Raw genomic sequence first — 26141 nt, forward strand, 5'->3', positions numbered from 1 at the left:
CGTCTTGCTGAGCCTGGTTCTGACTGTCGTCCTGATGCTGCCTCGGAGGATCTGATGCAACGCGTCTGGAAAGCCCGGGAACTGTCCGCCCCGGCGGCGCTTCCCGGCCTGCCGCCACTGCTGGCGCGCCTGTATGCCGCGCGCGGCGTGACGGCTGACTCGCTGCCGGCTGGCGGACTGGCCGGTCTCGCGCCGGCCGCCGCGCTGCGCGGCCTGGATGCGGCGCTGTCGCTGCTCGAACAGGCTCTGCGCCAGGACTGGCGCATCCTCATCATTGGCGATTTCGATGCCGACGGTGCCACCAGCACGGCATTGTCGGTGCGCGCCCTGCGCGCGCTGGGCGCCAGGCATGTCGATTTTCTGGTGCCCAACCGCTTCACCTGGGGCTACGGCCTGACACCGGGTATCGTTGCTGAGGCGCTGCGCGAGAAGCGGCCAGATCTGATCATCACCGTCGACAACGGCATCGCCAGTCATGACGGCGTGGCAGCGGCGCAGGCGGCCGGCGTGCGCGTGCTCATCACCGATCACCACCTGCCTGGCGACACGCTGCCGGCAGCCGATGCCATCGTCAATCCCAATCAGCCTGGCTGCGACTTCCCCAGCAAGCATCTGGCCGGTGTGGGGGTGGTGTTCTATCTGCTCTCGGCCTTGCGAACGCGTCTGCGTCAGCAGGGCTGGTTTGTCGAGCGCGGTCTGGCCGAGCCCAACATGGCCGATCATCTCGACCTGGTGGCACTGGGCACGGTCGCCGATGTCGCCAGTCTCGATGCCAACAACCGTCTCCTGGTGCAGCAGGGGCTGGCGCGCATGCGTGCCGGACGCTGCTGCCCCGGCATCACGGCGCTGCTCAAGGTGGCCGAGCGTGACCCCTCGCGTCTGGTGGCGAGCGACCTGGGGTTTGTCGTGGCGCCGCGCCTGAACGCCGCCGGCCGGCTGGATGACATGGCAGAGGGCATTCACTGCCTGCTCAGTGACGACCCGGACCAGGCCCTGCGCATGGCCCGCGAGCTTGATGCCCTCAATCTGGCGCGTCGCGACATCGAGGGCGGCATGCAGCAGGAAGCCATGTCCGTGCTGCAGTCCCTGCAGTTCACCGCTGACACGCTGCCGGACGGTCTGGTGCTCTATGACCGCCATTGGCACCAGGGTGTCATCGGCATCCTCGCCGGGCGCATCAAGGAGCGCTACCACCGGCCCGTGATCGCCTTCGCACCGGCGCAGCCGCCGGCACATGGCGAGATGCCTGCCGAGCTCAAGGGTTCGGCACGTTCCATCCCCGGCGTCCATGTCCGTGACGTGCTGGATGCCGTTGCCACGCGTCATCCCGGCCTCATCACGCGTTTTGGCGGTCATGCCATGGCAGCTGGCCTGAGTCTGCCATCGGAGAATCTGGCGGCGTTCCGCGAGGCTTTCACCCGGGTGCTCGCCGACTGGGTCAGTCCCGAGCTCCTGCAAGCCGTGCTGCTGCATGACGGCGAGCTGGGGCCGGCGGAGATCACCGATGCCTCCGCCCGCCTGTTGCGTGACGCCGGCCCGTGGGGACAGGGCTTCCCCGAACCCTTGTTCGTTGGCGAGTTCCTGCTGCTTGAACAGCGTCTGCTCAAGGAGCGCCACCTCAAGATGAGCGTCTGCCACCCTGACAGCAACCGGGTGCTGGATGCCATCGCCTTCGGTGTCGATCGCAGCGTGTGGCCGCGCACCGGCTGCCAGCGCGTGCGCCTGGCCTACCGGCTGGATCTGAACCAGTTCCGCGGCATGGAGACGCTGCAGTTGCGAGTCGAGGATCTGCAGCCGGCGTGAGGACTCAGAGGCAGTAGCGGTAGAGGACGAGGGTGAGCTTGCTGAGTCTCGGACACGCCGTGAACCCGTCCATGGGGGCTCGCACACGCCATCCATGGCGTGTGACGGTCCGCTACTCAGCAAGCTCACCCTCGTCCTCCGCGTGGTCTGGCCGCAAATCCGCACGAATGTGATTGCGCCGAGAGGATGTCCAGCCAGCGGACATCCTCTCGGCGCGACCACGGTTACCGCTTTTACGGTATAATTTTGCGCTTTGACATTGCCTGCCGGGCCGCCTGCACCATGGAAATCAACCCGTACCTGAACCGCATGAAAGACCTCACCGAGCGCACCGAGTCGCTCCGGGGGTATCTTTGACTACGATCTGAAGAAGGAGCGCCTGGAGGAAGTCCTGCGCGAACTCGAGGATCCCACGCTGTGGAATGACCCCAAGAAGGCCCAGGCCATCGGCAAGGAACGCACCACGCTGGAAGGCATCGTGGTCACCATCGACACCATGACCTCGGGTCTGGCTGATGCCCGCGAGCTGCTCGATCTGGCCGTCGAGGAAGACGACGAAGGCACATTGGGCGATGTCCAGAGCGAGCTCGACAGTCTCGAGAAGCTGGTCTCCGACCTCGAGTTCCGCCGCATGTTCGCTGGCGAGATGGATGCCAGCCACGCCTTCCTCGACATTCAGGCCGGTGCCGGTGGTACCGAGGCCCAGGACTGGGCCAGCATGCTCATGCGCATGTACCTGAAGTGGGCCGACCAGCACGGTTTCAAGGCCGAAGTCATGGAAGTCTCGGATGGTGAAGTTGCCGGCATCAAGTCGGCCACGCTGCGCATCGAGGGCGAGTATGCCTTCGGCTGGCTGCGCACCGAGACCGGCATCCATCGACTTGTGCGCAAGTCGCCGTTCGATTCCGACAACCGTCGCCACACCTCCTTCACGGCCGTGTTCGTGTCGCCCGAAATCGACGACGACATCGAGATCGACATCAATCCGTCGGATGTCCGCACCGACACTTACCGGGCCAGTGGTGCCGGCGGTCAGCACATCAACAAGACCGACTCAGCCGTGCGTCTGACGCACATTCCGACCAACACAGTGGTGGCCTGCCAGAACGAGCGTTCGCAGCATGCCAACCGTGACCGTGCCTGGAAGATGCTGCGCGCCAAGCTCTACGAGCTGGAAATCATGAAACGCAACGAGGCCAAGCAGGCACTCGAGGCCACCAAGTCCGACATCGGCTGGGGTCACCAGATCCGTTCCTACGTGCTCGACCAGTCACGCGTGAAGGATCTGCGCAGCAACATCGAAAACTCCAACCCGAACGCCGTCCTCGATGGCGATATCGACGAATTCATCGAAGCCTCGCTCAAGATGGGCCTGTAAGCGGATTGCCGACCATGACCGACCAGAACATCACCCCGGAAACCGCTGCTCCCCAGGATGAAAACAAGCTGATTGCCGAGCGCAAGCAGAAGCTTGCTGGCCTGCGCGAGAAGGGCAATGCCTTCCCCAACGATTTCCGTCGTGACGCCTATGCCGCTGATCTGCAGGCGCGCTTTGCCGAGACGGATGCCGAGACGCTGGAAGCCGAAAAGCACACCTTCTCCATCGCCGGCCGCATGCTGCTCAAGCGCGTCATGGGCAAGGCCAGCTTTGCCACCGTGCAGGACATGCGCGGCCGCATCCAGCTCTACATCTCGCGTGACGCGGTGGGCGAGGAGACCTACGCGGCCTTCAAGCAGTCCGACCTCGGCGACATCTTCGGCGCCACCGGCCATGTCTTCCGCACGCGCACCGGCGAGCTGTCGCTGCACGTCACCACGCTGCGCCTGCTGACCAAGTCGCTGCGTCCGCTGCCGGACAAGTTCCACGGCATGGCCGACCAGGAGATGAAGTACCGTCAGCGCTATGTCGACCTTATCGTCAGCGAAGACACCCGGCGCGCCTTCCGCATCCGCTCCCAGGTCATTGACGGCATCCGTCGCTTCATGACCGCGCGCGACTTCATGGAAGTCGAGACGCCGATGATGCACGTCATTCCCGGCGGCGCCGCAGCCAAGCCCTTCGTGACCCATCACAACGCGCTGGACATGCCGCTGTTCCTGCGCATCGCTCCCGAGCTCTACCTCAAGCGCCTGGTCGTGGGCGGCTTCGAGCGCGTGTTCGAGATCAACCGCAACTTCCGCAACGAAGGCGTGTCGGCACGGCACAACCCCGAGTTCACCATGATCGAGTTCTACCAGGCCTACGCGGACTACCGCGACCTGATGGACCTCACCGAGGACATGCTGCGCACGCTGTCGCAGGACATTCTCGGCACCACGCTGGTGAACTACCAGGGCGAGACCTTCGATTTCGGCGCGAAGTTTGCCCGTCTCTCGATGGTGGATGCCATCCTCAAGTACAACCCGCACCTGACCCGCGAGCAGCTCTGGGATCATGAGCAGGCCGCCAAGGTCGTGCGCGAGCAGCTGAAGATGGAGGTCAAGTCGATCTGGGGCATCGGCAAGCTGCACACGCTGATCTTCGAGGAGACCGTCGAGACCCAGCTGCGTCAGCCGACCTTCATCACCGAGTATCCGGCCGAGGTGTCGCCGCTGGCGCGCCGAAACGACGACAACGAGTTCATCACCGACCGTTTCGAGTTCTTCATCGGCGGTCGCGAGATCGCCAACGGCTTCTCCGAGCTCAACGATCCCGAGGACCAGGCCGAGCGCTTCATGCAGCAGGTGCGCGAGAAGGATGCCGGCGACGACGAGGCCATGCACTACGACGCCGACTTCATCCGTGCGCTGGAATACGGCCTGCCGCCGACGGCGGGCGAGGGTATCGGCATTGACCGCCTGGTGATGCTGTTCGCCGACGCGCCGTCTATACGCGATGTGATCCTGTTCCCGCACATGCGTCCGGAGAGCTGAGTCGTGCATCGCCACAGCCGGCACATCGCGTTTGCCGGGTATGCCAGTCTGCTGGTCGGACTGTATCTAGGACCGGTGGCAATGGTGGCATGTGGTCTTGCGCTCTGGTTGTGGCGATGCGGTGCTCCGCCATACCGTCAACATGGCATCAGTCAGGTGATCACGTTGGTGATCACTTTCGTGTTCTTGCTGATGATCCGACTGTGTTTTGAGGGCGAGCTCCGTTCAGTGTTGCGTGCCGTGGTCATTGCCTGGGCAGTCTGGCGGCCATTGCATGGTATCTATCGTCTGTACCGGCAACCACGATGACCTTCTTGTGATGCATGAAAAAAGCGCCAGTTGGCGCTTTTTTCATGCATGACATGACGGGCGAATGTGTCACGCACCGCCATTGAACGAGAAGCCCAGCAAGCCACCTACCGTACCCGGCTCTACCAGGAATTCCTGACCAGCGAACTCCATGAAACTGTCGATGAGCTCTTCAAAGGCGGTCTGCGGTGCTTCTGGTATGCCACCCTCCGGCATGAGGCTTTCAAAGGCCGCAATAAACGGCTCGAAGAGCTCAATGATCATGGCTTCGGGTCCGCTGCCAGGCTCATCTGAAGCCCCGTTCAGCAGACTGTCAGCGGCGTCGGCCACGAAGCCCAGCGGGGTGTCGCCCAGATTGTCACTGAGCGCCTCCGTGAGCGGGTCGGCAACCGGATCCAGTTGACTGGTCAGCGGTGCCAGTGCATCGCCCAATGGTTCGGTGACCAGTGCCAGGCCATCTGCCAGAGGATTGTCACCCTCCGGCATCGGGATGGGCAGGCCGCCATCGGCACCAGGCAGCGGCAGGCCGCCATCGCTGATGCCCGGTGCCGGCGCACCTGTGGTCAGATCGCTGCAGGTGTCATAGACCTCGATGGAGGTTCCCAGATCAACCGACAGCGCGCCGCCCACGGTGATCGACAGCTTGCTGAAGGGACGTGTGGCGTAACCGCCGATCACGTACTTCGGAGTCTGGCTGGTCAGGTTGTCGACACCCAGCGGATCCGTGTTGCCGTCATAGCCGTTGTTCAGCAGCTCCAGGGCAAAACCACCCGTCTGTTCCAGGCCGCCGAACTGCTCACCGCCATCGGTGGTCACCGTGATGCCCTTGCCGAGGCTGAGCTCGACCAGGCTGCGCGGTACGCGCACCACGAAGGCTGCGAGCGAATTCGCCGGCTGTTGGCTGGCGAAGCTGACTTCGACACCGACCTGGCCGGTGAGGGCGCCGTCGGTGAACAGGCCGTCAGCCAGCGCCACCGAGTTTGTCACGCCGGAGAACGTGTCGAGATTGCCATCGGCGGCCGAGGCCGGCGAAGAAACGCCGCAGATGTCGACCAGCGAGCCGTTCAGCAGCAGGCTGCCCAGCTGGCAGAGCCCGCCGGTCTTGATCGCGGTCACGGTGCTGCCGGCCGGAGCGCCAGAGGTGCAGGTGTACCCGGTGCGGATCTCGGGCGTGGTCGGGCAGTCGCCGAACTCGGTGTCCGGACCGCAGGTGAACGTGCTGTCGCAGGCATCACCGATGCCGTCCTTGTCCTGGTCGGCCTGGTCGTTGTTCGGAACGAACGGGCAATTGTCCGTTTCGTTGCCGACGTTGTCGCCATCGAAGTTGCTGTCGCAGGCGTCACCGATGCCGTCATTGTCCAGGTCGGCCTGATTGGTATTCGCCACCAGCGGGCAGTTGTCAGCACCATTCAGGACAGTGTCACCATCCTTGTCGTCGTCGCAGTCGTTGCCGCGGCCGTCACCGTCAGTGTCGATCTGCGGCGCGCTGATGCCGGGGCACAAGTCAATGTTGTCATTGGTGCCGTCGTTGTCAGAGTCTTCGCAAGCATCGCCCTTCGCGGTACCGAACAGGTTCTTCTGATCCGGGTTGGCGACATTCGGGCAGTTGTCACTGGTGTCATCGATGCCGTCACCATCGTTGTCGGTATCGCAAGCGTTGCCGCGTCCGTCATTGTCGGCATCCAGCTGGCTGGTATTGGCAATCAGCGGGCAGTTGTCGCTGTCGTTGGCAATGGTGTCGCCATCGAGATCGCCGTCGCAGGCATCGCCTTCGCCATTGCCATCGGTATCCAGCTGGCTGGGGTTCGCCACCAGCGGGCAGTTGTCCGCCGCATCGACGAAGCCGTCGCTGTCGGAGTCGTCACAGGCGTCGCCCAAGCCATCGCTGTCGCTGTCGAGCTGGTTGGTGTTGCGGATGGCACGGCAGTTGTCAGTACTGTCAGGGATGGTGTCACCATCCGTGTCATTGGCGCAGACAGCGCCTGTGCCCTGAACGAGCGGACAGCTGTCTTCCCCGTCCGGCGTGCCGTCGTTGTCATCGTCCGAGTCGCAGGCATCGCCGGCAGCATCGCCATCAGCATTTTCCTGCAGGGGATTGAAGACAGTGCGGCAGTTGTCGACGTTGTCGAGCACCGTGTCATTGTCGGCGTCGTTGTCGATTTCCGGCTGTGTCGGCGAGCCGTTGTCTCGGCTCCCGTTCTTCGCATCATCGCAGCCCGCCAATGTCAGCGAGACCGCTGCAAAGCCTGCCAGCAGCAGGACTTTTCCGTGTTTGATGTTCATGGTCTGTTGTCCTTCCCGTGGCAGACTCAGTTGCTTGCTGCGCCCGATGCGCCCGTGCTGAGCATGAACTCGACACGGCGATTCAGGGCGCGATTCTCGACGCTGTCGTTGGCGACAGCCGGCATGCTTTCACCCAGCCCGACCGGGCGGAAGCGGGATGCGTCCAGGCCTTCAGTGGCCAGTGCACGAACAACCGCTTCGGCGCGTGCCTGGGACAGGCGCAGGTTGTGCTTGTCGGCACCGACATCGTCGGTATGGCCGGCGATGATCGCGCGCAGGTTGGGCTGCTGGGCAAAGAAGGATGCCGCGCTGCGGATGGTTTCCATGCTGGCGTCAGTGAGAACGGCCTTGTTGGTCTCGAACTGGATGTTGCCCAGGGTGATGCTCTGGGCAATCGCGCAGCCGGTGTTGTCGGTGCGGATGCCGGCCAAGGTGCCCGGGCACTTGTCGTCGGCATCGGCGATGCGGTCGCCATCGCTGTCAACCGGCGCAACTTCCTTGATCACCTCAACCTGGCGCTCGATGATTTCAGCCGGTGGGGGCGGGGACTTTACCTCGACGATTTCCTTGCGGCCCAACGGCACTTCAACGCCCACGCTGATCACGCCATCGAATACGGAGTCCGGATCACTCTCGTCATAGACACCGCGCAGTTCGGCGCGGCCACGCACGCCGTTCCAGAGCAGGTGGGTGAGACCGGCACCGATGTGTGCGGTGAAGTCGTTGGTGTTCTCGATGTCGGTATCCAGGCGAACCATGCCGATGCCGGCGCGCACGAACGGGGTCAGGTGGTCCCGGTCGCCAAAGGAGTACATCAGCGAGCCCGTCACTTCGTGACGGAAGAAGTTGGTGGCGAGACTGTCATCGGTGACCAGGGTCTGGGTGCTGCCACCCAGCTCCAGGTGCAGGCCGGGCAGGAAGTTCAGCGGAATGCCCAGTGCACCGGTGAAGCCGCGACCGTACTTGACCAGGTCGCGGCTGTTGTCGGTGTGGCTGTACAGCGCACCCATGTAGATGTGGTAGAGCCCGGCAGCTGGTGGCGTGGCGGCTTCTTCGGCGATTGCCTGCAGGGGCAGGGCGCAGATCAGGCTGCACAACAGCTTCTGCTTGAATGTAGTCATGGCATTCCCTCGTGAAAGTTCTTTTTCTAATCAATCCGTTTGGGTCTGAATTTAGCACGAGTTTTGTAAACGGTGACCGTCATTAGCGCGTGTTTTGACAAGATTTGTTGGTTCTTTGTAATGGCAAAAAACCCGTCGGTCACTCGACAAAAGGCGTATTGAATGCCGTACAATCCGCCGGTTTGTGCGGGCACCCACCCTCGTGCCTGCACCGTTCAAGTCCGTTTGCCCCGGGGCGAATGGAAGCCATTACAAGAGGACTGACCATGCAGATTGGTATTCCCGCGGAAACGCTGGCCGGCGAAACACGCGTCGCAGCCACCCCGGAAACCGTGAAGAAGTTCGTGGCCATGGGTCTGGATGTGGTGGTGCAGGCCGGTGCCGGCCTCGCTGCCAGCTGCACCGATGCCGCCTACGAGGCCGCTGGTGCAAAGATTGCCGCCACCGCCGCCGACACTGTCGGCAATGCTGACTTCGTGCTTCGCGTGACTGCGCCGACCGCCGACGAGGCTGCCCTGATCAAGCAGGGCGCCACTGTACTGGCGGCTTTTGCCCCGCACGCCAACCCGCATCTTGATGCCTATGCCGCGCGTGGCCTGACCTGCGTGGCGATGGAGCTGATCCCGCGCATCACCCGCGCGCAGAGCTCGGACATCCTGTCCTCCCAAGCCAACCTCGCCGGCTACAAGGCCGTGCTGATGGCCGCCAACGAGTATGCCGGCCTGTTCCCGATGATGATGACCGCTGCCGGTACCATCAAGCCGGCCCGGGTTGTCATTCTCGGCGTCGGCGTGGCCGGTCTGCAGGCCATTGCAACCGCCAAGCGCCTGGGTGCCGTGGTGGAAGCCTCCGACCTGCGTCCGACTACCCGTGACCAGGTCGAATCGCTGGGCGGTCGCTGGCTGGATGTGCCGATGTCCGATGAAGAGAAGGCCAAGGCCCTGGGTACCGGCGGTTATGCCTGGACCCCGTCGCCGGAGTACATTCGTGACCAGGCCGCTGTCGTCGACAAGGCCGTGTCTGCAGCCAACATCGTCATCACCACCGCCCAGATTCCGGGTCGCAAGGCACCGGTGCTGGTCAAAGCCGATACCGTGGCCAAGATGAAGCCGGGCTCGGTCATCGTCGACATGGCGGTGGGCAGCGGCGGCAACGTCGAAGGTTCCGCGCTGGATCAGACCGTGGTCACCGAGAACGGCGTGCGTATCGTCGGCATCGGCAACATCCCGGCGCTGGTGGCCACCGAGGCCTCCGCACTCTATGCCCGCAACATGCTCAACTTCCTGTCGCCCATGTTCGACAAGGAGAAGAAGGAGCTGGTGCTGGCCCGCGAGGACGACATGGTCAAGCCGACGCTGGTCGTCGATGCCGGCACCGTCGTCTACAAGAAGCCGAATTGATCCGGAGTTCCGACATGGACATGACTGTTGCAACCCAGGCCGTCGAGGCCGTTGAACATGCCGCCGGCGTTCCTTTCGTCAGCGTCTTCACCATTTTCGTGCTGGCGATCTACGTCGGCTACTACGTGGTCTGGAGCGTCACCCCGGCGCTGCACACGCCGCTGATGGCCGTTACCAATGCCGTCTCCGGCATCATTGTTGTCGGCGCCATGCTGCAGGCCGTCACCTTTGATGGCGAGATCACCCTGACCACCATTCTCGGCGCTGTCGCCGTTCTTCTGGCGAGCATCAACATCTTCGGCGGCTTCGCGGTCACCGAACGCATGCTCGACATGTTCAAGAAGAAGAAGTAAGGAGCCGATTCGATGGATTCTCTCGTCAACAGCCTCGCGCAACACGCTGACTGGGCCTACCTGGTCGGTGCGGTTCTCTTCATTCTGACCCTGCGCGGCCTGTCCGGTCCGAAGACCGCGATCATGGGCAACCGCTACGGCATGATCGGCATGGCGCTGGCCATCGCCACCACGTTCTTCGTGGCGCCGAGCCCGGCCCTGGGCCTGATCGTCGGTGCCATGGTGCTGGGTGCCATCATCGGCATCCATCGCGCACGTACCGTGCCGATGACCCAGATGCCCGAAACCGTGGCCATGATGCACTCGCTGGTCGGTCTGGCTGCCGTGCTGATCGCCATCGCGGCCGTGTTCAACCCGGACTTCAGCAAGGACGGCGTGCACCGCTTCGAGCTGTTCGTGGGTTGCTTCGTCGGTGCCGTGACCTTCACCGCGTCGGTCATCGCCTGGGGCAAGCTGTCCGCCAAGCTGGGTGCCAAGCCGCTCAAGGGCGCCTGGGTGAAGCCGGTTCAGGCTGCCCTCTTCCTGGCCATGATCGGTTTCGGCGTGCACTACTTCGTCACTGAATCGGTCAGCTCCTTCCTGATCATGACCGCCATCGCGCTGGTGTTCGGCTACTTCTGGATCGCGCCGATCGGTGGTGGTGACATGCCGGTGGTGGTGTCGCTGCTGAACTCGCTGTCGGGCTGGGCTGCTGCCGGCATCGGCTTCACGCTCAGCAACTCGATGCTGATCATCGCCGGCTCGCTGGTGGGTTCGTCGGGTGCCATCCTGTCCTACATCATGTGCAAGGCCATGAACCGCTCGCTGCTGAACGTGCTGTTCGGCGGCTTCGGCACGGCCTCCGCGGCTGCCGGCGGCGAGGGTGACGGCAAGGAAAAGAACTACAAGTCCGGTTCCGCGGAAGATGCCGCCTTCATGATGGCCAACGCCGACTCCGTGGTGATCGTGCCCGGTTACGGCCTGGCCCAGGCCCGTGCCCAGAATGCCGTCAAGGAACTGGCCACCGTGCTCAAGGAGCAGGGCGTCACCGTGCGCTACGCCATTCACCCGGTGGCCGGTCGTATGCCGGGTCACATGAACGTGCTGCTGGCCGAAGCTGACGTGCCCTACGAGGACGTCTGCGAAATGGAAGAGATCAACAGCGACTTCGCGTCCACCGACGTGGTGCTGGTGATCGGCGCCAACGACGTGGTCAACCCGGCTGCCAAGGATGACCCGAGCTCGCCGATCTACGGCATGCCCATCCTGGAAGCCCATCGCGCACGCACCGTCATGGTGATCAAGCGCTCGATGGCTGCCGGTTACGCCGGTCTCGACAACGACCTATTCTACATGGACAAGTCGATGATGATCTTTGGCGATGCCAAGAAGGTGCTCGAGGACATGGTCAAGGGCGTGACGGGCGGCGGTCACTAAGCGCCCGGACTGCTTGCAAGCGCTTCACGCAAAGGGTATTGGTGGCAGCACCAATACCCTTTGTTTTTTGTGTTCCGTTTCCCGGAGAAGGAATCATGATGAAGAAGACTCTGCTGGCATCGGCCATTCTGCTGGCCTCTCCGGCACTGTGGGCTGACTGGAGCGGTCTGATCAACGCGGCGGCCAACATTGCGGCCCAGAAGGCTGGCGTGACGACTCCGCAAGCTCAGCAAGCCGCAACCCAGGCTGCTCAGCAGGCGGCTGCACAGGCTGCGGCGAATGCATCGGCCCAGGCGGCGGTGCAGGCCCAGGCCAACCTGGGCAGTGATCCGGCGACCATCCAGAAGAATCTTGGCCTGCTTCTGCAGGCACGCGCCCAGGCCAGCGGCACCACGCTGACACCAGCTCAGCAGCAGGCTCTGGCACAGGCCTATGCCGAGGCATCGGCTGGCAGCTATGGCGTGTCGGCCCAGTTGAGCGTTGCCCAGCAGCAGGCCCTGATCAAGCAAGGCATCACGGCCCAGCAGCTCCAGGTCCTGTCGCAGGCACCGTCATTGACGCCGCAACAGCTGCAGGCACTGGCGCAATCACGCGTGAATGCCATGACATCGGCCCAGCGCGCGCAGTACCAGGCAGCCCAGGCGCAGGCACTGGCAGCGGCCCAGGCTCAGCTTCAGGCACAAGCCCAGGCCCAGGTGTCTGCCCAGGCGCCAGCTGCTGCCACGACCCCCTGCCAGCCGGCGCAGTCGAAAACGGCTGGCCTGGGCGGCATGTTCGGCAAGATGGCGGGCAACATGCTGAAGTCGGGCATGGTGCCGGGTGTCAGTGCTGAAGTGGCCGGCACGGCGGCTGCCGTGGCTGAAAATGCAGGCGCCATGGCGGATTGCGCACCGGCTAAATAAGTCACGTCGTTGATGTCGTGATGCGCGAAGAGGCCTGCGGGCCTCTTCGTTTTTTCAGGTGCGCCGGCTTCGCCTCAGCAGCTGGGCAATGGCGGTGCTGACGGCGAGCAGTCCCATGCTGGCCGTGACCGTCACCACCGATCCGTAGCCGGCACATGACAGCGCTGCCCCTGTGTCGCAGACGCCATCCGGCGCGTGAATGGGTTCGTCCGAATAGATGCAGGTGATGCCGAACGACTTGCCAGGCTCTTCCGGGTAGCCGTGATGCTTGCGCAGTCGCTTGCGCAGGCGCGCCAGCAAGGGATCCTGTTCGGTGCGCGCGAGGTCCTCGACGGCGAGGCGGGTCGGATCGATCTTGCCGCCAGCGGCGCCGCAGACCACCAGGACGTTGCGATGCCGGCGCGCATGCAGCACCAGGGTGAGCTTGGCCTTGGCATCGTCACAGCAGTCGAGAATGATGTCCGGCTGAGGGCTCAGGCAGTCGGCGGCATTGTCACGGGTCAGGAAGTCATCGATGACGCGGATCTCGGCGCGCGGGTTGATGCCACGCAGACGCTCTGCCATGGCCTCGGCCTTGCCGCGTCCGAAGTGCTCGGTCAGGGCATGCAGCTGGCGATTGACGTTGGACGGGACAATCACGTCCAGATCGATCAGGGTGATACGCCCCAGTCCCTGGCGGGCCAGTGCCTCGGCCGCCCAGGATCCGACCCCGCCAAGCCCGACAACCACGGCATGCGAGGTGCTCAGGCGGCCCAAGGCCTGTTCGCCATAGACGCGAGCGACCCCGACGAAGCGGCGTTGCTGGTCGTCGTCATGGCTCGGCAGGGGTTCAGCGCTCATCAGGCAGTCTCGTCATCGACAGGCGGGCGCAGCGGTGGCGCCATCACCAGATACATCACCGGCGTCACCAGACGCGCGAGGAAGGTGGATGATAGCAGACCGCCGATGATCACCCAGGCCAGCGGGGCATACAGCGGCGAGCCCTGCAGGGCCAGCGGCAGCAGGCCGCCAATGGCGGTCAGTGAAGTCAGCAGGATGGGCAGGAAGCGGATCTCGCCAGCCTCCTGGATGGCCTCCAGCAATCCCTTGCCCTGTTCACGCAGCTGGTTGGTGAAGTCGACCAGCAGGATGGAGTTCTTGATCTCGATGCCGATCAGGGCGATGAAGCCGATCATGGCGGTGAAGGAGATGGTCAGTCCGGCGCAGAACAGGGCGATCAGGCCACCCATGATGCCGAGCGGAATCACGCCCGCCACGATGGCGGTGCTGCGAAAGCTGCCGAACTCCAGGATCAGCACGGCAAGGATTCCGAACACCGCCACCAGGGCAGCCGTCTCGATGCCGCCAAAGCTCTCCTCGCGAGCCTCGACCTGACCGGCGACCTTGTAGCGATAGCCTTCCGGCCAGGTCATGGCATCCAGCCGCTCGATCAGTGCGGCGGTGACCTTCTCGGTGTTGTAGCCGTCCCTGACGTAGCTGCTCACCATGACCGAGCGCTGGCGCTGGTAATGGGCGATGCGGCTGGGGGCGGTGGCAAAGGCCGGGCTGGCCAGTTGCTGCAGCGGCACGGCCGCGCCACTGGCCGAGTTCAGGTAGATCTGCTCGAGGTTGGCGAGACGCGCATGACCGTCCTGCAAGGGCAGACGCAGGCGTATGGGAAATTCGTCGCCGTCGGCTTCGCGAAAGTCCCCCACGGTCTCGCCGGCAATGGCAAGGCGCGCGGTGCGGTCAACCTCGGCCGAGGCAATGCCGAGCAGCGAGGCCCTGGTGCTGTCTATGCCCAGATCCAGATCGGTGCGCAGCAGACGAACCGGATTCACCACGTCGCGTGTGCCCGGCAGCGCGGCCATGGTCTGTTCCAGCTGCAGGGCCAGTTCGCGCAGGGTATCCAGCTCCGGTCCGATCAGGCGGATGGCGATGGGCGCGTCGATGGGCGGACCGTTGACGAAGGGTTTCACGATGATGCGTGCGCCGGGATAGTCGGCAAATGTCTTGCGCAGGCTCTGATGAAAACCGGGTGTCGTCGTGCCGTCATAGCGCTTCAACTGCACGAACAGGTCGCCGACGTTGGCCCGGGTCTCGCGCGGAAACACGTTGTAGAACACGCGCGGGTTGCCGCGTCCGGCATTGGCGAACACCGTCTGCACCTCCGGCGCGGCCAGCAGCACCGATTCGACGTGGCGCACGGCGCGGTCGGTCTCTTCCAGCGAGCTGCCCTGTGGCGTTTCCACGGTGATCAGGAATTGCGGCACGTCGGCGTTCGGAAACAGGCTGAAGCCCAGTCCGGGCACCAGCGCCAGGGTGGCGACAAAGCCGGTGCCGGCCAGCCCGAGGGTCTTGCGCGGATGCGTCAGCGACCAGTGCAGCAACGGCCGGTAGACACGATGGATGCCCTGCATCACGGCCTGCAGCAGGCGATTGCCGTCGGGGTGCTCGTCGCGTTTCAGCCAGCGGCTGGCGAGGAAGGGAATGATGGTGAACGAGACCAGCAGCGAGGCCAGCACGGTGTAGGCAACGGCCGCAGGCAGCGAGCGTATGAACTTGCCGGCGCCTTCCGGCAGAAAGAACAGGGGCAGAAAGGCGAACAGCAGGGTCGCGGTGCAGCCGAGCACGGCGAGACTGATCTGCCGTGTCGCGACAATCGCGGCCTGGCTGCGGCTGTAGCCCAGACGCAGGTGGCGGGCGATGTTCTCGGTCACCACGATGGAGTCGTCGACCAGCAGGCCCAGGGCCAGCACGAAGCCGGCAATGGACAGCTGGTTCAGCGAGAAGCCGCTGAAGTGCAGCATCGCCATGCCCATGGCCATCGACAGCGGGATCGACACCATGACCACGCCGGCCGCGCGAAGTCCCAGCGGCAGCAGGGTGATCATGACCAGGCCGATGGCGATCATGAAGTCGGTGGCGAGGCGGCCGAGGCGCTTGTCGACATTGCGCGACTGGTCAAAGCCGACTTCCAGACGGTAGTCCGGCGACAGGGTTTTCCGGAAACTCTCGATCTCGGCCATGGCGGCATCGCGCACGGCGAAGATGTTCTGCTGATCCTTCTGGTTGACGGTGATGAAGAGCGCCTGGCGGCCCTGGAAGCGGGTGCGGTGGGTCTCTTCCGCATAGCCCCAGGTCACGCTGGCGACATCGCCCAGGCGCAGGATGCGCCCGCCATCGCTGCTGATCACGGTGTCGGCGATCTCGTCCAGCGACTGGTAGCTGCCGGTGGTGCGCACATTGAGGCGACGGCTGCCGGCCTCGATGGCGCCACCGGGTATGTTGCGGTTCTCGCTGGCCAGGATGTCGGCAACGCGGCTGACCGGGATGCGGTACTGCGCAAGCCGTGCCAGGTCCAGCGCGATCTGCACCTCGGCTTCCGGCAGTCCCCAGAGTTCGACCTCGCGTATGCCCTTGACCTGCTCGAGGCGATCCTGCAGACGCTCTGCCACCTCGCGCATGGCGCGTGGATCACCGTTGGGTCCGACCAGCGCCAGTTGCAGGATGTTGACCAGGCCCGGGCTGGCCTTGGTGATGTCCAGGCTGGCCAGACCGTCCGGCAGCTCCGCACGCACGGCATTGATCTCGCGCAGGGCCTCGTCGTACTTCTTTTCCGGATCCTTGCTCCAGTCGAATTCGACACGGACGATGGCCAGTCCGTCCTCGCTGTCGCTCCAGATGTTCTTGACGTCATCGATGCGGTTGATGGCGTCTTCCAGCGGATCGGCGACCAGTTTCTCCATGTCGGCCGGATCGGCACCGGGATAGACCGCCACCACGGTGACCACCGGGATCGGGAAGTGCGGATCCTCGCCGCGCGGGATGTTCTGCCAGGCATGCCAGCCGACCGCCGACAGCAGCGCGAACAGCACCAGGGTGAACTGGAAGTTGCGAACCGAGAAGGCTGCCAGGCGCATGATCGGGCGGCCTCAGCGCAGGATGCGCACGTGATCGCCGGCATTCAGCCAGGCGGCGCCTTCGCTGACGACACGTTCGCCAGCTTTCAGGCCGGCCAGGATCACCACGCGATCCGCGTTGATGTCACCCAGCGTCACGGTGCGTAGGCTTGCGGTCTGCCGGGGACCGATCACGAAAATGCGCGCCTGGCGACCATCCGCTTCCAGCAGGGCGCCCAGCGGCAGGCTCAGCTGTTCGCCACGGATCGGGGTCGGTCGCAGTATCGCCTCGCCGACCAGTCCCGCCCGGTACTGCACGCCGGCGCTGGCGGGAAGGGGCAGGGTGATGCTGACGGTACCGGTCTGGCGATCCGTGGCGCCGGCGATGTCCTGCACGCGGCTGGTCAGGCGCCGCTCCGGATAGGCCTTGAGCACGATCTCGGCCGGGTCGTCGACGCGGATGCGGGTCGCTGTCTGCTCGCCCAGGCCGGCCTTGAGTGTCCAGCCCAGATCATCGCGGCTGACCACCAGTACCGGGGCGCCAGGGGCAACCACTTCGCGCGCTTCTGCCAGCCGCTGCAGCACGATGCCCGGGCCGGGTGCGGTGATCGTCGCCTGCTGGCGGTTGAAGCGGGCACTGGCCAGCGTGGCATTGAGCACGGCAAGCTGGGTGCGGGCATCCTGCACCTGCTGTTCGGCGATCACGCCCTGTTCATAGAGCTTCTCGGCACGCGACACATCGCGGGCGGCCCTTTCCTGGTGCGCTGCCGCCTGGCGTACGGCGCCTTCGAGCTCGGTGGCATCCAGCCGTGCCAGCGTCTGGCCGCGTTGCACGCGATCGCCAGCGTCGACCAGCATGGCCGTGATCACTCCCCCCGTCTTGAAGCCGAGGCGAGCCTCCTCCTGGCTGGCCACCAGCCCGGTGGCACGTATGTGCGCGGCTGCTGTTTCCGTGCCGGCGACAAGCACGCGCACCGGCTTGCGCTCATCTGCCGCAGAAGGGGGCTCAGAGGAGTCGCAGGCAGTCAGGACCAGGGCGAGAACCAGCAAGGGGAGCGGGCGCAGCAGCATGTGGCGGGATCCGGCAGAAGAACTGTCCGGTCGACCATAGCACAGCGTCTCGCGAGGCGGTGACAGCGTCGCCTCAGTTGTTGGCAGCGGGCTTGTCGTCGCGTGAATCGGCGGGGTTGCCGTTGCTGCCTGGCCACGGGCAGTTGAGCAGGTAGGGATCGAAGAGCTGGCCGAGATACAGGCGATCGCCCATGCGACGGGCGCTGCTGACGGCGTTGATGCCGGTACCCGGGTCGGAGAACACGATGCGGTGACTGCCGCTTTGCGTGTTGACCTCGTGGACCACGGTGCGTGCGCGCGAGCGCTGACGCTGCCAGTGCAGCCCGAGGCCGATCAGGGAAGGATAGCTGGTGGCCAGCAGGTAGCCTGGCCGGCTCTCGCTGAGGCCGTCGAGCAGCGACAGGCTGGTCAGCTGGGTGGCCTGGGCCAGCTTGCCATCCGCTTGCCGGCTGTAGCGCACCATGCCTTCGCCAAGCGTCTGCGTGACCCAGACCGTGTTGCCGTCAATGACGATGCCGTTGGCGATGGCCAGGCCTTCGGCGGCCAGCTGCCAGCCCTGGCCGGCGCGATACATGGCTACCGTGGCCTTCTGCTGCAGCAGCAGCCATTCGATGATGCTGGCACCGTCACGACGTTCGTTGGTGACATAGATGTCGCCGTTGTCAGCCACGGCCACGTCATTGGGCGCACTCAGCAAGGGTGACAGCAGCTGCTTGTGGAAGCGCAGGGTATCGCCATCCACCTCGTAGATCATCAGGCTGTGCTGATCACTGATCAGCTCGCGGTCATGGCTGACCACATACAGCCACCAGCGGCCCTGACGCTGCACCAGGTCGATGCCATGCGGGCGCAAGCGGAATCCCTCGGGCTCGCCGGTGCGCTTGAGCACCACCATTTCGCGTGCGGAGGGGGTGTATGCGTAGATGTCACCCGGTCGCACAAAGCGGCGGCGGTCGTGGCTGGAGATGAGCAGGCGGGGTGTTTCGCCCGTTTGCACGGCGATGTCGTCAGGGCCGGGACCGGTGCTGATGCGTTCGCATTGACTGGCCTGCAGCGGTGACGTGCTGGCGGCAGCGACAGACGCAGCCAGTGCGCTGATCGCTGCAGTCAGAAGTGTGGTCAGGACGGACCGTGTGAAGCGCTGTGTCGGCACAGATGACCCCGCATCAGGCAGCCCGGGTCGCAGGCTGCGGATGTCGTCCACGTTACTGAGCGGGCTGGGTTTTTTCCAGCTCCTGCAGACGGGCGGTCTTCAGGGCGATCAGTTTTTCAGCATCGGCGTTCTGTGCCTCCAGATCGGCGATGCGTGCCTCCAGTTCGGCGTTCTCGGTGGCGAGGGCGTCAACCGCTTCCTCGGTCAGCGCCAGCTCCTGTGCCGGGCTGGCGGCTTCGATCGGGGCCGCCGCCACGACAGCATCCTGTTCGGCCACGTCCGCCGTCGCGGGTTGCGACGACGTTTGCCACCAGAATGCAGCGCCTGCTGCCAGCAGCACCACCAGACCCAGAGTTGCTAACAGCTTGGTCATGACAACTTACCAGGCAAGTGCGCCACCGGTCTGATACTCGGTGACGCGGGTTTCGAAGAAGTTCTTTTCCTTGCGCAGGTCCATGATTTCGGACATCCACGGGAAGGGATTCTTCACGCCCGGGAACTGTTCTGGCAAGCCCAGCTGGACGAGGCGACGGTTGGCGATGAACTGCAGGTACTCCTCCATCATCGCGGCATTCATGCCGAGCACGCCACGCGGCATGGTGTCGCGCGCGTATTCGATCTCCAGCTGCGTGCCCTCGAGAATCATCTGGGTGACCTCGAGCTGGAAGGCCTTGGTCCACAGCTGCGGATTCTCGTTCTTGATCTGGTTGATGACGTCGATGCCGAAGTTCACGTGCATGGACTCGTCGCGCAGGATGTACTGGAACTGCTCGGCAACACCGGTCATCTTGTTGCGGCGACCCATGGACAGGATCTGGGTGAAGCCGCAGTAGAAGAACATGCCTTCGAGCACGCAGTAGAACGCGATCAGGTTGCGCAGCAGCTTCTGGTCCGCTTCCGGCGTGCCGGTCCTGAAGGTCGGATCGCTCAGCGACTGCGTGTACTTCAGTCCCCAGGCCGCCTTGCGCGCCACGCTCGGGACCTCGCGGTACATGTTGAAGACCTCGCCCTCGTCGATGCCCAGCGACTGGATGCAGTACTGGTAGGCATGCGTGTGGATGGCCTCTTCGAAGGCCTGGCGCAGGATGTACTGGCGGCACTCCGGGTTGGTGATCAGGCGGTAGATGGCGAGCACCAGATTGTTCGCCACCAGCGAGTCGGCGGTGGAGAAGAAGCCCAGCGAACGCATCACGATCAGGCGTTCGTCGTCGGTGAGCTGGCCGTCTGCCGACTTCCACATGGACACGTCCTTGGACATGTTCACTTCCTGCGGCATCCAGTGGTTGGCGCAGCCATCGAGATACTTCTGCCAGGCCCATTCGTACTTGAACGGCACCAGCTGATTGAGGTCGGCGCGGCAGTTGATCATGCGCTTGTCATCGACTTGGATGCGGCCTGCGCCCATCTCCAGCTCTTCCAGGCCCGGTGCCACGTCGAGTTCGGCGAGTGCGGCGGCGGCGCGCTCGTGCGCCGAGCCTTCCTCGGCTACACGGGCTTCGCTGCTCACACGCTGGATGGCGGCGTCGACGATGGCAGCAGGGGCCTCAAGTCCACGAACGGCAGATCCGGCTGCGGCTGCCGCAGCAGGTACCACTGCTGGTGCCGGCGCAGCTGCTGCGAGCGCAGCTGCCGGCGCAGTTCCTGCCGACGCAGGCGATGCTTTCGGGGTGGGCTTGTCATCCGCATTGAAGTCGTCCCAGCTGATCATGTTGTGTTCTCCTAGAGCCGTGTGCTTATTGACAGGCTTCGCAGTCCGGGTTGTCGATGGAACAGGCCTTGGGCACCGGCGCGGCTTCCACCATTTCCTCGATCTGGGCCTTGACCGCGTTCAGCGCACCGTCGGAGACGGTGGACTTCTCGGCGGCCGTGGCGCCCATGGCGCGGAGGTAGTAGGTGGTCTTGAGACCACGGTACCAGGCCATGCGGTAGGTGATGTCGAGCTTCTTGCCGGAAGCTTCGGCCAGATACAAGTTCAGCGACTGGGCCTGGTCGATCCACTTCTGGCGACGCGATGCCGAGTCGACCAGCCAGCGCGGCTCGATTTCGAACGCGGTGGCGTAGACGGCCTTCATGTCGGCCGGAATGCGGTCGAGCTTCTGCACCGAGCCCTCGTAGTACTTGAGGTCGTTGACCATGACCGCGTCCCAGAGGCCGCGTGCCTTGAGCTCGTGCACCAGGTAGGGGTTGACCACGGTGAACTCGCCCGACAGGTTGGATTTCACGTACAGGTTCTGGTAGGTCGGCTCGATCGACTGCGATACGCCGCAGATGTTCGAGATGGTCGCCGTCGGGGCGATGGCCATGACATTGGAGTTGCGCATGCCCACGGTCTTGACCTGCTCGCGCAGCGTCGCCCAGTCCAGGGTCTGGCTGAAGTCGACTTCGACATACTGGGCGCCACGGTGTTCGGCGATCGCCCACAGCGAGTCGATGGGCAGGATGCCGCGGCTCCACAGCGAGCCCTCGAAGCTGGAGTAGCGGCCACGCTCGGCGGCCAGCTCGCAGGACGCCTCGATGGCGTAGTAGCTGATGGCTTCCATCGAGCGGTCAGCAAACACCACGGCGTCATTGCTGGCGTAGGCCAGCTTCTGCACGTAGAGGGCATCCTGGAAGCCCATGATGCCGAGACCGACCGGACGGTGACGCAGGTTGGAGGTTTCCGCCGCCTTCACCGCGTAGTAGTTGATGTCGATCACGTTGTCGAGCATGCGCACGGCCGTGCGCACGGTGCGACGCAGCTTGGCCTGGTCGAGGCCGTCGGCGCTGACGTGGTTGACCAGGTTGATCGAGCCCAGGTTGCAGACCGCGATCTCGTCCTTGCTGGTGTTCAGCGTGATCTCGGTGCACAGGTTGGACGAGTGCACGACACCGGCATGCTGCTGCGGCGAACGCAGGTTGCAGACGTCCTTGAAGGTGATCCAGGGATGGCCGGTCTCGAACAGCATGGAGAGCATCTTGCGCCACAGGTCCTGGGCCTGGACACGCTTGTACAGGCGCATCTGGCCGTTGTCGCACATCTGCTCGTATTCGGTGTAGCGCTGCTCGAAGGCGCGGCCGTAGAGATCATGCAGATCCGGCACGTCGGACGGCGAGAACAGGGTCCAGCTGCCGTTGTCGAAGACGCGCTTCATGAACAGATCAGGCACCCAGTTGGCGGTGTTCATGTCGTGCGTGCGGCGACGGTCATCGCCGGTGTTCTTGCGCAGCTCGACGAACTCCTCGATGTCGAGGTGCCAGGTCTCCAGGTAGGCGCAGACCGCGCCCTTGCGCTTGCCACCCTGGTTGACGGCGACCGCGGTGTCGTTGGCGACCTTGAGGAAGGGCACCACGCCCTGCGACTTGCCGTTGGTGCCCTTGATGTAGGCGCCCAGCGCGCGCACCGGCGTCCAGTCGTTGCCGAGACCGCCGGCCCACTTGGACAGCATGGCGTTGTCCTGGATGGCGCCATAGATGCCGTGCAGGTCGTCCGGCACGGTGGTCAGGTAGCACGACGACAGCTGCGGACGCAGGGTGCCGGCGTTGAACAGGGTCGGTGTCGAGGCCATGTAGTCGAAGCTCGACATCAGGTCATAGAACTCGATGGCGCGGGCCTCGCGGTCACCTTGCTCACGCATGGCCAGACCCATGGCGACGCGCATGAAGAAGATCTGCGGCAGCTCGAAACGGATGTCGTTGCTGTGCAGGAAGTAGCGGTCGTACAGGGTCTGCAGGCCGAGGTAGGTGAACTGGAAGTCACGCTCCGGCTTCAGCGCGGCGCCAAGGCGGGCCAGATCGTAGTCGGCCAGGGCCGGATCCAGCAGTTCCAGGCTGATGCCGCGCTGGATGTAGGCGGGCAGGGCCTGCGGGTAGTAGCGCGTCATTTCATCCTGGGTGGCGTCATGGGCAATGCCCAGGAACTCCAGGGCCTCGGCACGCAGATGATCCATCAGCAGGCGGGCGGTGACGTAGGTGTAGTTCGGCTCCTGCTCGATGAGCACGCGCGCGCACATGACCAGCACGTTGTTGATGTCGGCTTCGCGGGCGCCGTCATAGAGGTTGCGCAGGGTGTCCTCGACGATGGCGGTGGACTCGACGCCGGTCAGACCCTCGCAGGCATTGCTGACCAGTGCCTCGAGACGGCCCAGGTCGAGCAGCTCGCGGCTGCCGTCGGCCTTGATCACGTGCAGGCTGGGGTGATGCTTGACGGCAGGTGCCTCGGCATCACGGGCGCGGGCGCGCTCGTCACGGTAGAGCACGTAGGCGCGGGCGATCTTGTGTTCGCCGGAGCGCATCAGGGCCAGTTCGACCTGGTCCTGGATCTCTTCGATGTGCACCATGCCGCCGGTGGGCATGCGGCGGCGGAAGGTGTTGCTGACCATGGTGGTGAGCTGGGCCACGGTTTCGTGGATGCGCGCCGAGGAGGCGGCTGCCGTGCCCTCCAGCGCCAGGAAGGCCTTGCTGATGGCCAGCGCGATCTTGCTGTCGTCGTAGCCGACCACGGTGCCATTGCGCTTGATCACGCGCAGCTGGCCCGGTGCCAGCGGGGCGTCGCCAGCCGTCGGGGGAGTGGGGGTCTGGACTTCGGCGAAAATGTCTGTCTGCATGGCTTCCTCGGCGCGCGATGAGGGGTTGAACGGGTGACGGATTCCTGCCATGCCGGCAGGAAACACCATATCTTGTGTTGTCAGTTGTCGTTTTCAGGCCGCTGGCCAGGCACTCCGGTTTCTCCGGACCGGATGTGCACATGCGCTGTCGATGACGGGCACATGGGTGGCGGCGTGAGGTGATGCCATCAATATATTGTGTGTCACATGGGGTGTCTACTACTACATAGCCGATTTTTCAGGCGCATCGACCAGGCAAAGCTGTGGACAAGATGTGGATGGCAGGTGGATCAGACTGGGGATAACCGGGTCCGGGCCGGTGCTGGCGCGGCTTTCACGCGACCCCAAGATGTTGTGTTCGCAATGCATGCCGACGAGCCGTGAGGGTAGCCCGGACGGGTTACGGTATGCTATCTATAATGTCTTGAAAGCCATCACAAAATAACAGGATGTTCGCACAGGCCTGCGCGGACATCCGAGAAGGGAGCAATCGCATGGCATCCTACGAAGCCCCGCCGCGCATCCTGATCGTCGAGGACGATCAGCGCCTGGCTGAACTTACCCAGGAATACCTCATCCGCAACGGGCTCGAAGTCAGCATCGAAGGGGATGGCCAGCGCGCCATCCGCCGCATCATCGACGAGCAGCCGGACCTGGTGGTGCTGGATCTGATGCTCCCTGGCGCCGACGGTCTCACCGTCTGCCGCGAGGTGCGCAGCCAGTATCATCAGCCCATCATCATGCTCACTGCCCGCACCGACGACATGGACCAGGTCCTGGGTCTGGAGATGGGTGCCGACGATTACGTGCCCAAGCCGGTGCAGCCGCGCGTGCTGCTGGCGCGCATCCGGGCCCAGCTGCGTCGTGGCGAGGCCGCTGACACCAGCAGTGCCCAGCGTCTGGTGTTCGGTGACCTGGTCATCGACAACGGCGCGCGCTCGGTCACCCTGGCCAACGAACTGGTCGACTTCACCAGTGCCGAGTACGACCTGCTCTGGCTGCTGGCCTCGCATGCCGGCAAGACCCTGTCGCGCGAGGACATCTTCTCCAAGCTGCGGGGCATCGAGTACGACGGCCAGGACCGTTCCATCGACGTGCGCATTTCGCGCATCCGTCCCAAGATCGGTGATGATCCGGACAGTCCGCGCATCATCAAGACCGTACGCAGCAAGGGCTACCTGTTCGTGAAAGACAGCGGCAACGCCTGACATGCTGCGTTTCTTCCGCCCTAAAAGCATTTTTGTCAGCATTTACGGCGGAATCCTGCTGGTGACCCTGACGGTCAGTCTGTGCACGTACGCGGTGCTCAACTACATCAACGACGAGCGTGCACAGGCCTATACCGAGCGCATGTCGACAGCGCTCTTCCACATCACGGCCATTGCCATCGCCCGCCAGGATCCGGAGAGCCGGGCGCTCTGGGTGCAGGATGCCGAGCAGCTGGTCGGCGCGCCCATGCGCCTGGTCAATGCCCTCGACTTCACGCCGACCCGGCGCGAGCGTCTGCGTCTCGAGCAGGGCTATGCCGTCGCCCGCCAGGGTGTGGATCAGCGCAGCCAGATCACCATCCGCGTGCCGTTGCCGGGCAAGTCCATCTATCTGGTGTCCGAGATGGACGGCTTCGGCGAGCGCCAGGCGCGCGCGGCCGCCAACTTCTACCTTGAGGATCTGGCCAACTATCCGGGCCAGGAGTCGGTGCGACTGCGTACGCTGGCGCCGTTCATGGGCTTTCCCATGGTGCTCAAGCCCGCCATGGACGTGCCCCTGGATCGCGAGCAGCGTCTGCGCCTGAGCCAGGATGAAGTGGTGGTCACCTTCCAGGAGCTGTCGTCCTCCGGTCGTTCCTCCATTACCGTGATCGCGCCCAGTCAGTCCGAGCCCGGCAAGCTGCTGGTCATCGGACCGTTCGACCTGTTCGAGCGCCTGCCCATGGAGTGGCTGGTGCTGGCCGCCATCCTCGCACTGCTGCTGATCACCCTGGGCTCCTACGGCGTCATTCACGCCCTCGAGGTCAAGCTGCTGGCGGTCGAGGCGACCGTGAAGAAGCTGCGCGAGGGGGATCTGACCGCGCGCGTGACGGTCACTGGCGCCGACGAAATTGCCCGTCTTGCCGATACGCTCAACCAGATGGCCGGTCACACCAAGCGTCTGCTGGACTCGCAGCGCGAGCTCACCCAGGCGGTGTCGCACGAGTTGCGCACGCCGCTGGCGCGCCTGCGCTTCGGCATGGAGATGATGGCGGAGAGCCCGGATCCGGACGACCGCCTGCAGCAGCTCGACCAGCTCGACGAGGACATCGCCCAGCTCAATCAGCTCATCGACGAGATTCTCACCTATGCCACGCTGGAGCAGGGCACGCCACGGCTGGACTTCGAGCCGGTGGACATGGTGGCCCTGATGGTGCGCATCCAGCGCGAGACCGAGGCCTTGCGCAAGCCGGCGCAGCTGATCACCGAGGCCGAGCCCGGTCTGGTGGCCGATGCCGTGCCGCGCTACATCCACCGGGTCATCCAGAACCTGGTCGGCAATGCCTTGCGCTATGCCGACAAGACCGTGAAGGCGTCGGTGCACAAGGAAGGCCAGTGGGCGGTGCTGACGGTGGAGGATGACGGTCCCGGGATTCCAGAGGAGAGCCGCGATCGTGTCTTCCAGCCCTTCACTCGCCTGGACGACAGCCGCACCCGCAGCACCGGTGGCTACGGCCTCGGGCTGTCGATCGTCAGCCGCATCGTGTACTGGTTCGGAGGCACCATTCGCGTGGACCGCAGCGAAACGCTGGGCGGTGCCCGCTTCATCATGCGCTGGCCCATGCACCAGCCCAGGCTTTGAGCCTGTCGCCAGCCGTGTGTGGCAGTCTGCCAAGGTCCCGCATGCCACCAAAGTCGACTGTTGTCTGTTTACGAAACATTACAGACTCGCCACAACAGTTGCATTGAGGGTGACGGTTTTTTGA

18 protein-coding genes are annotated in these 26141 nt (G+C 64.3%); 9 read left to right on the top strand and 9 right to left on the bottom strand.

Annotation, left to right across the window (positions count from 1 at the left end; all coding sequences use genetic code 11):
• Nucleotides 1-54 precede the first annotated feature (54 nt).
• The 3 genes from recJ to lysS all read left to right on the top strand — a co-directional run bounded on the left by recJ (nucleotide 55) and on the right by lysS (nucleotide 4716).
• Nucleotides 55-1803, top strand: coding sequence for a single-stranded-DNA-specific exonuclease RecJ (gene recJ, locus F595_RS0110210; protein ID WP_022956776.1), 1749 nt, complete (start codon nucleotides 55-57; stop codon nucleotides 1801-1803).
• A gap of 282 nt (nucleotides 1804-2085) precedes the next feature.
• Nucleotides 2086-3181 (top strand): peptide chain release factor 2 gene (prfB, locus tag F595_RS0110220; protein ID WP_228126955.1). Its coding sequence is split into 2 segments (ribosomal slippage): nucleotides 2086-2148 and nucleotides 2150-3181, totalling 1095 coding nucleotides; the frame shifts between segments, so codons are not numbered across the junction.
• A 14-nt stretch (nucleotides 3182-3195) separates the two neighbouring features.
• Nucleotides 3196-4716 carry a lysine--tRNA ligase gene (gene lysS, locus F595_RS0110225; protein ID WP_022956777.1) on the top strand — a complete coding sequence of 507 codons (1521 nt, stop codon included), beginning with the start codon at nucleotides 3196-3198 and terminating at the stop codon, nucleotides 4714-4716.
• A 378-nt stretch (nucleotides 4717-5094) separates the two neighbouring features.
• Here lysS and F595_RS13745 read toward each other — a convergent pair whose 3' ends face one another.
• Together F595_RS13745 and F595_RS14270 are read right to left on the bottom strand one after the other, a co-directional pair.
• Entirely contained in the window at nucleotides 5095-7308 is a 2214-nt protein-coding gene (locus F595_RS13745; RefSeq protein WP_022956778.1) for a thrombospondin type 3 repeat-containing protein, read from the bottom strand.
• A gap of 26 nt (nucleotides 7309-7334) precedes the next feature.
• Complete coding sequence (locus F595_RS14270; protein ID WP_022956779.1) at nucleotides 7335-8429, bottom strand: OmpA family protein; 1095 nt, start codon at nucleotides 8427-8429, stop codon at nucleotides 7335-7337.
• A gap of 266 nt (nucleotides 8430-8695) precedes the next feature.
• On the opposite strand from F595_RS14270, the gene F595_RS0110240 reads away from it, so the two are divergent.
• The 4 genes from F595_RS0110240 (at nucleotide 8696) to F595_RS0110255 (ending at nucleotide 12500) form a co-directional block, all read left to right on the top strand.
• Nucleotides 8696-9829 carry a Re/Si-specific NAD(P)(+) transhydrogenase subunit alpha gene (locus F595_RS0110240; RefSeq protein ID WP_022956780.1) on the top strand — a complete coding sequence of 378 codons (1134 nt, stop codon included), beginning with the start codon at nucleotides 8696-8698 and terminating at the stop codon, nucleotides 9827-9829.
• Between the two features lie 20 nt (nucleotides 9830-9849).
• The gene (locus tag F595_RS0110245) at nucleotides 9850-10182 is read left to right on the top strand and encodes a proton-translocating transhydrogenase family protein (RefSeq protein WP_051144697.1); all 333 of its coding nucleotides are present in this window, start codon (nucleotides 9850-9852) and stop codon (nucleotides 10180-10182) included.
• 12 nt (nucleotides 10183-10194) lie between these two features.
• On the top strand, nucleotides 10195-11598 hold the full coding sequence (locus F595_RS0110250) for an NAD(P)(+) transhydrogenase (Re/Si-specific) subunit beta (RefSeq protein ID WP_022956782.1): 1404 nt from the start codon (nucleotides 10195-10197) through the stop codon (nucleotides 11596-11598).
• Between the two features lie 95 nt (nucleotides 11599-11693).
• Complete coding sequence (locus tag F595_RS0110255) at nucleotides 11694-12500, top strand: hypothetical protein (protein WP_022956783.1); 807 nt, start codon at nucleotides 11694-11696, stop codon at nucleotides 12498-12500.
• A 54-nt stretch (nucleotides 12501-12554) separates the two neighbouring features.
• Here F595_RS0110255 and F595_RS0110260 read toward each other — a convergent pair whose 3' ends face one another.
• From F595_RS0110260 to F595_RS0110290, 7 genes are all read right to left on the bottom strand, one after another.
• Entirely contained in the window at nucleotides 12555-13340 is a 786-nt protein-coding gene (locus F595_RS0110260; protein WP_022956784.1) for a tRNA threonylcarbamoyladenosine dehydratase, read from the bottom strand.
• Nucleotides 13340-16402, bottom strand: coding sequence for an efflux RND transporter permease subunit (locus tag F595_RS13755; protein ID WP_022956785.1), 3063 nt, complete (start codon nucleotides 16400-16402; stop codon nucleotides 13340-13342). The genes F595_RS0110260 and F595_RS13755 overlap by 1 nt, the downstream gene beginning before the upstream one ends.
• 12 nt (nucleotides 16403-16414) lie before the next feature.
• Nucleotides 16415-17452, bottom strand: coding sequence for an efflux RND transporter periplasmic adaptor subunit (locus F595_RS0110270; RefSeq protein ID WP_022956786.1), 1038 nt, complete (start codon nucleotides 17450-17452; stop codon nucleotides 16415-16417).
• A gap of 73 nt (nucleotides 17453-17525) precedes the next feature.
• Nucleotides 17526-18449, bottom strand: coding sequence for an SMP-30/gluconolactonase/LRE family protein (locus tag F595_RS0110275; protein ID WP_156873862.1), 924 nt, complete (start codon nucleotides 18447-18449; stop codon nucleotides 17526-17528).
• 208 nt (nucleotides 18450-18657) lie between these two features.
• Nucleotides 18658-18978: a hypothetical protein gene (locus tag F595_RS0110280; protein ID WP_156873863.1), complete on the bottom strand. Its 321-nt coding sequence runs from the start codon at nucleotides 18976-18978 to the stop codon at nucleotides 18658-18660.
• A 6-nt stretch (nucleotides 18979-18984) separates the two neighbouring features.
• The gene (locus F595_RS0110285; protein WP_026913496.1) at nucleotides 18985-20313 is read right to left on the bottom strand and encodes a ribonucleotide-diphosphate reductase subunit beta; all 1329 of its coding nucleotides are present in this window, start codon (nucleotides 20311-20313) and stop codon (nucleotides 18985-18987) included.
• 25 nt (nucleotides 20314-20338) lie between these two features.
• Nucleotides 20339-23188, bottom strand: coding sequence for a ribonucleoside-diphosphate reductase subunit alpha (locus F595_RS0110290; RefSeq protein WP_026913497.1), 2850 nt, complete (start codon nucleotides 23186-23188; stop codon nucleotides 20339-20341).
• A gap of 494 nt (nucleotides 23189-23682) precedes the next feature.
• Here F595_RS0110290 and F595_RS0110295 point away from each other — a divergent pair, with 494 nt between their 5' ends.
• Both F595_RS0110295 and F595_RS0110300 read left to right on the top strand, forming a co-directional pair.
• Entirely contained in the window at nucleotides 23683-24396 is a 714-nt protein-coding gene (locus F595_RS0110295; RefSeq protein WP_022956792.1) for a response regulator, read from the top strand.
• A gap of 61 nt (nucleotides 24397-24457) precedes the next feature.
• Nucleotides 24458-26017: an ATP-binding protein gene (locus F595_RS0110300; protein ID WP_169447017.1), complete on the top strand. Its 1560-nt coding sequence runs from the start codon at nucleotides 24458-24460 to the stop codon at nucleotides 26015-26017.
• Nucleotides 26018-26141 lie beyond the last annotated feature (124 nt).

The sequence above is a fragment of the Perlucidibaca piscinae DSM 21586 genome (assembly GCF_000420045.1).
In the GTDB taxonomy this organism is placed as follows: domain Bacteria; phylum Pseudomonadota; class Gammaproteobacteria; order Pseudomonadales; family Moraxellaceae; genus Perlucidibaca; species Perlucidibaca piscinae.

Coding starts and splice junctions, on each gene's coding strand:
- F595_RS0110295 (WP_022956792.1), top strand. CDS start 23,683: ATGGCATCCTACGAAGCCCCGCCGCGCATCCTGATCGTCGAGGACGAT.
- F595_RS0110245 (WP_051144697.1), top strand. CDS start 9,850: ATGACTGTTGCAACCCAGGCCGTCGAGGCCGTTGAACATGCCGCCGGC.
- recJ (WP_022956776.1), top strand. CDS start 55: ATGCAACGCGTCTGGAAAGCCCGGGAACTGTCCGCCCCGGCGGCGCTT.
- F595_RS0110280 (WP_156873863.1), bottom strand. CDS start 18,978: ATGACCAAGCTGTTAGCAACTCTGGGTCTGGTGGTGCTGCTGGCAGCA.
- F595_RS0110270 (WP_022956786.1), bottom strand. CDS start 17,452: ATGCTGCTGCGCCCGCTCCCCTTGCTGGTTCTCGCCCTGGTCCTGACT.
- F595_RS0110240 (WP_022956780.1), top strand. CDS start 8,696: ATGCAGATTGGTATTCCCGCGGAAACGCTGGCCGGCGAAACACGCGTC.
- F595_RS0110285 (WP_026913496.1), bottom strand. CDS start 20,313: ATGATCAGCTGGGACGACTTCAATGCGGATGACAAGCCCACCCCGAAA.
- F595_RS13755 (WP_022956785.1), bottom strand. CDS start 16,402: ATGCGCCTGGCAGCCTTCTCGGTTCGCAACTTCCAGTTCACCCTGGTG.
- F595_RS13745 (WP_022956778.1), bottom strand. CDS start 7,308: ATGAACATCAAACACGGAAAAGTCCTGCTGCTGGCAGGCTTTGCAGCG.
- F595_RS14270 (WP_022956779.1), bottom strand. CDS start 8,429: ATGACTACATTCAAGCAGAAGCTGTTGTGCAGCCTGATCTGCGCCCTG.
- lysS (WP_022956777.1), top strand. CDS start 3,196: ATGACCGACCAGAACATCACCCCGGAAACCGCTGCTCCCCAGGATGAA.
- F595_RS0110255 (WP_022956783.1), top strand. CDS start 11,694: ATGATGAAGAAGACTCTGCTGGCATCGGCCATTCTGCTGGCCTCTCCG.
- F595_RS0110290 (WP_026913497.1), bottom strand. CDS start 23,188: ATGCAGACAGACATTTTCGCCGAAGTCCAGACCCCCACTCCCCCGACG.
- F595_RS0110250 (WP_022956782.1), top strand. CDS start 10,195: ATGGATTCTCTCGTCAACAGCCTCGCGCAACACGCTGACTGGGCCTAC.
- F595_RS0110260 (WP_022956784.1), bottom strand. CDS start 13,340: ATGAGCGCTGAACCCCTGCCGAGCCATGACGACGACCAGCAACGCCGC.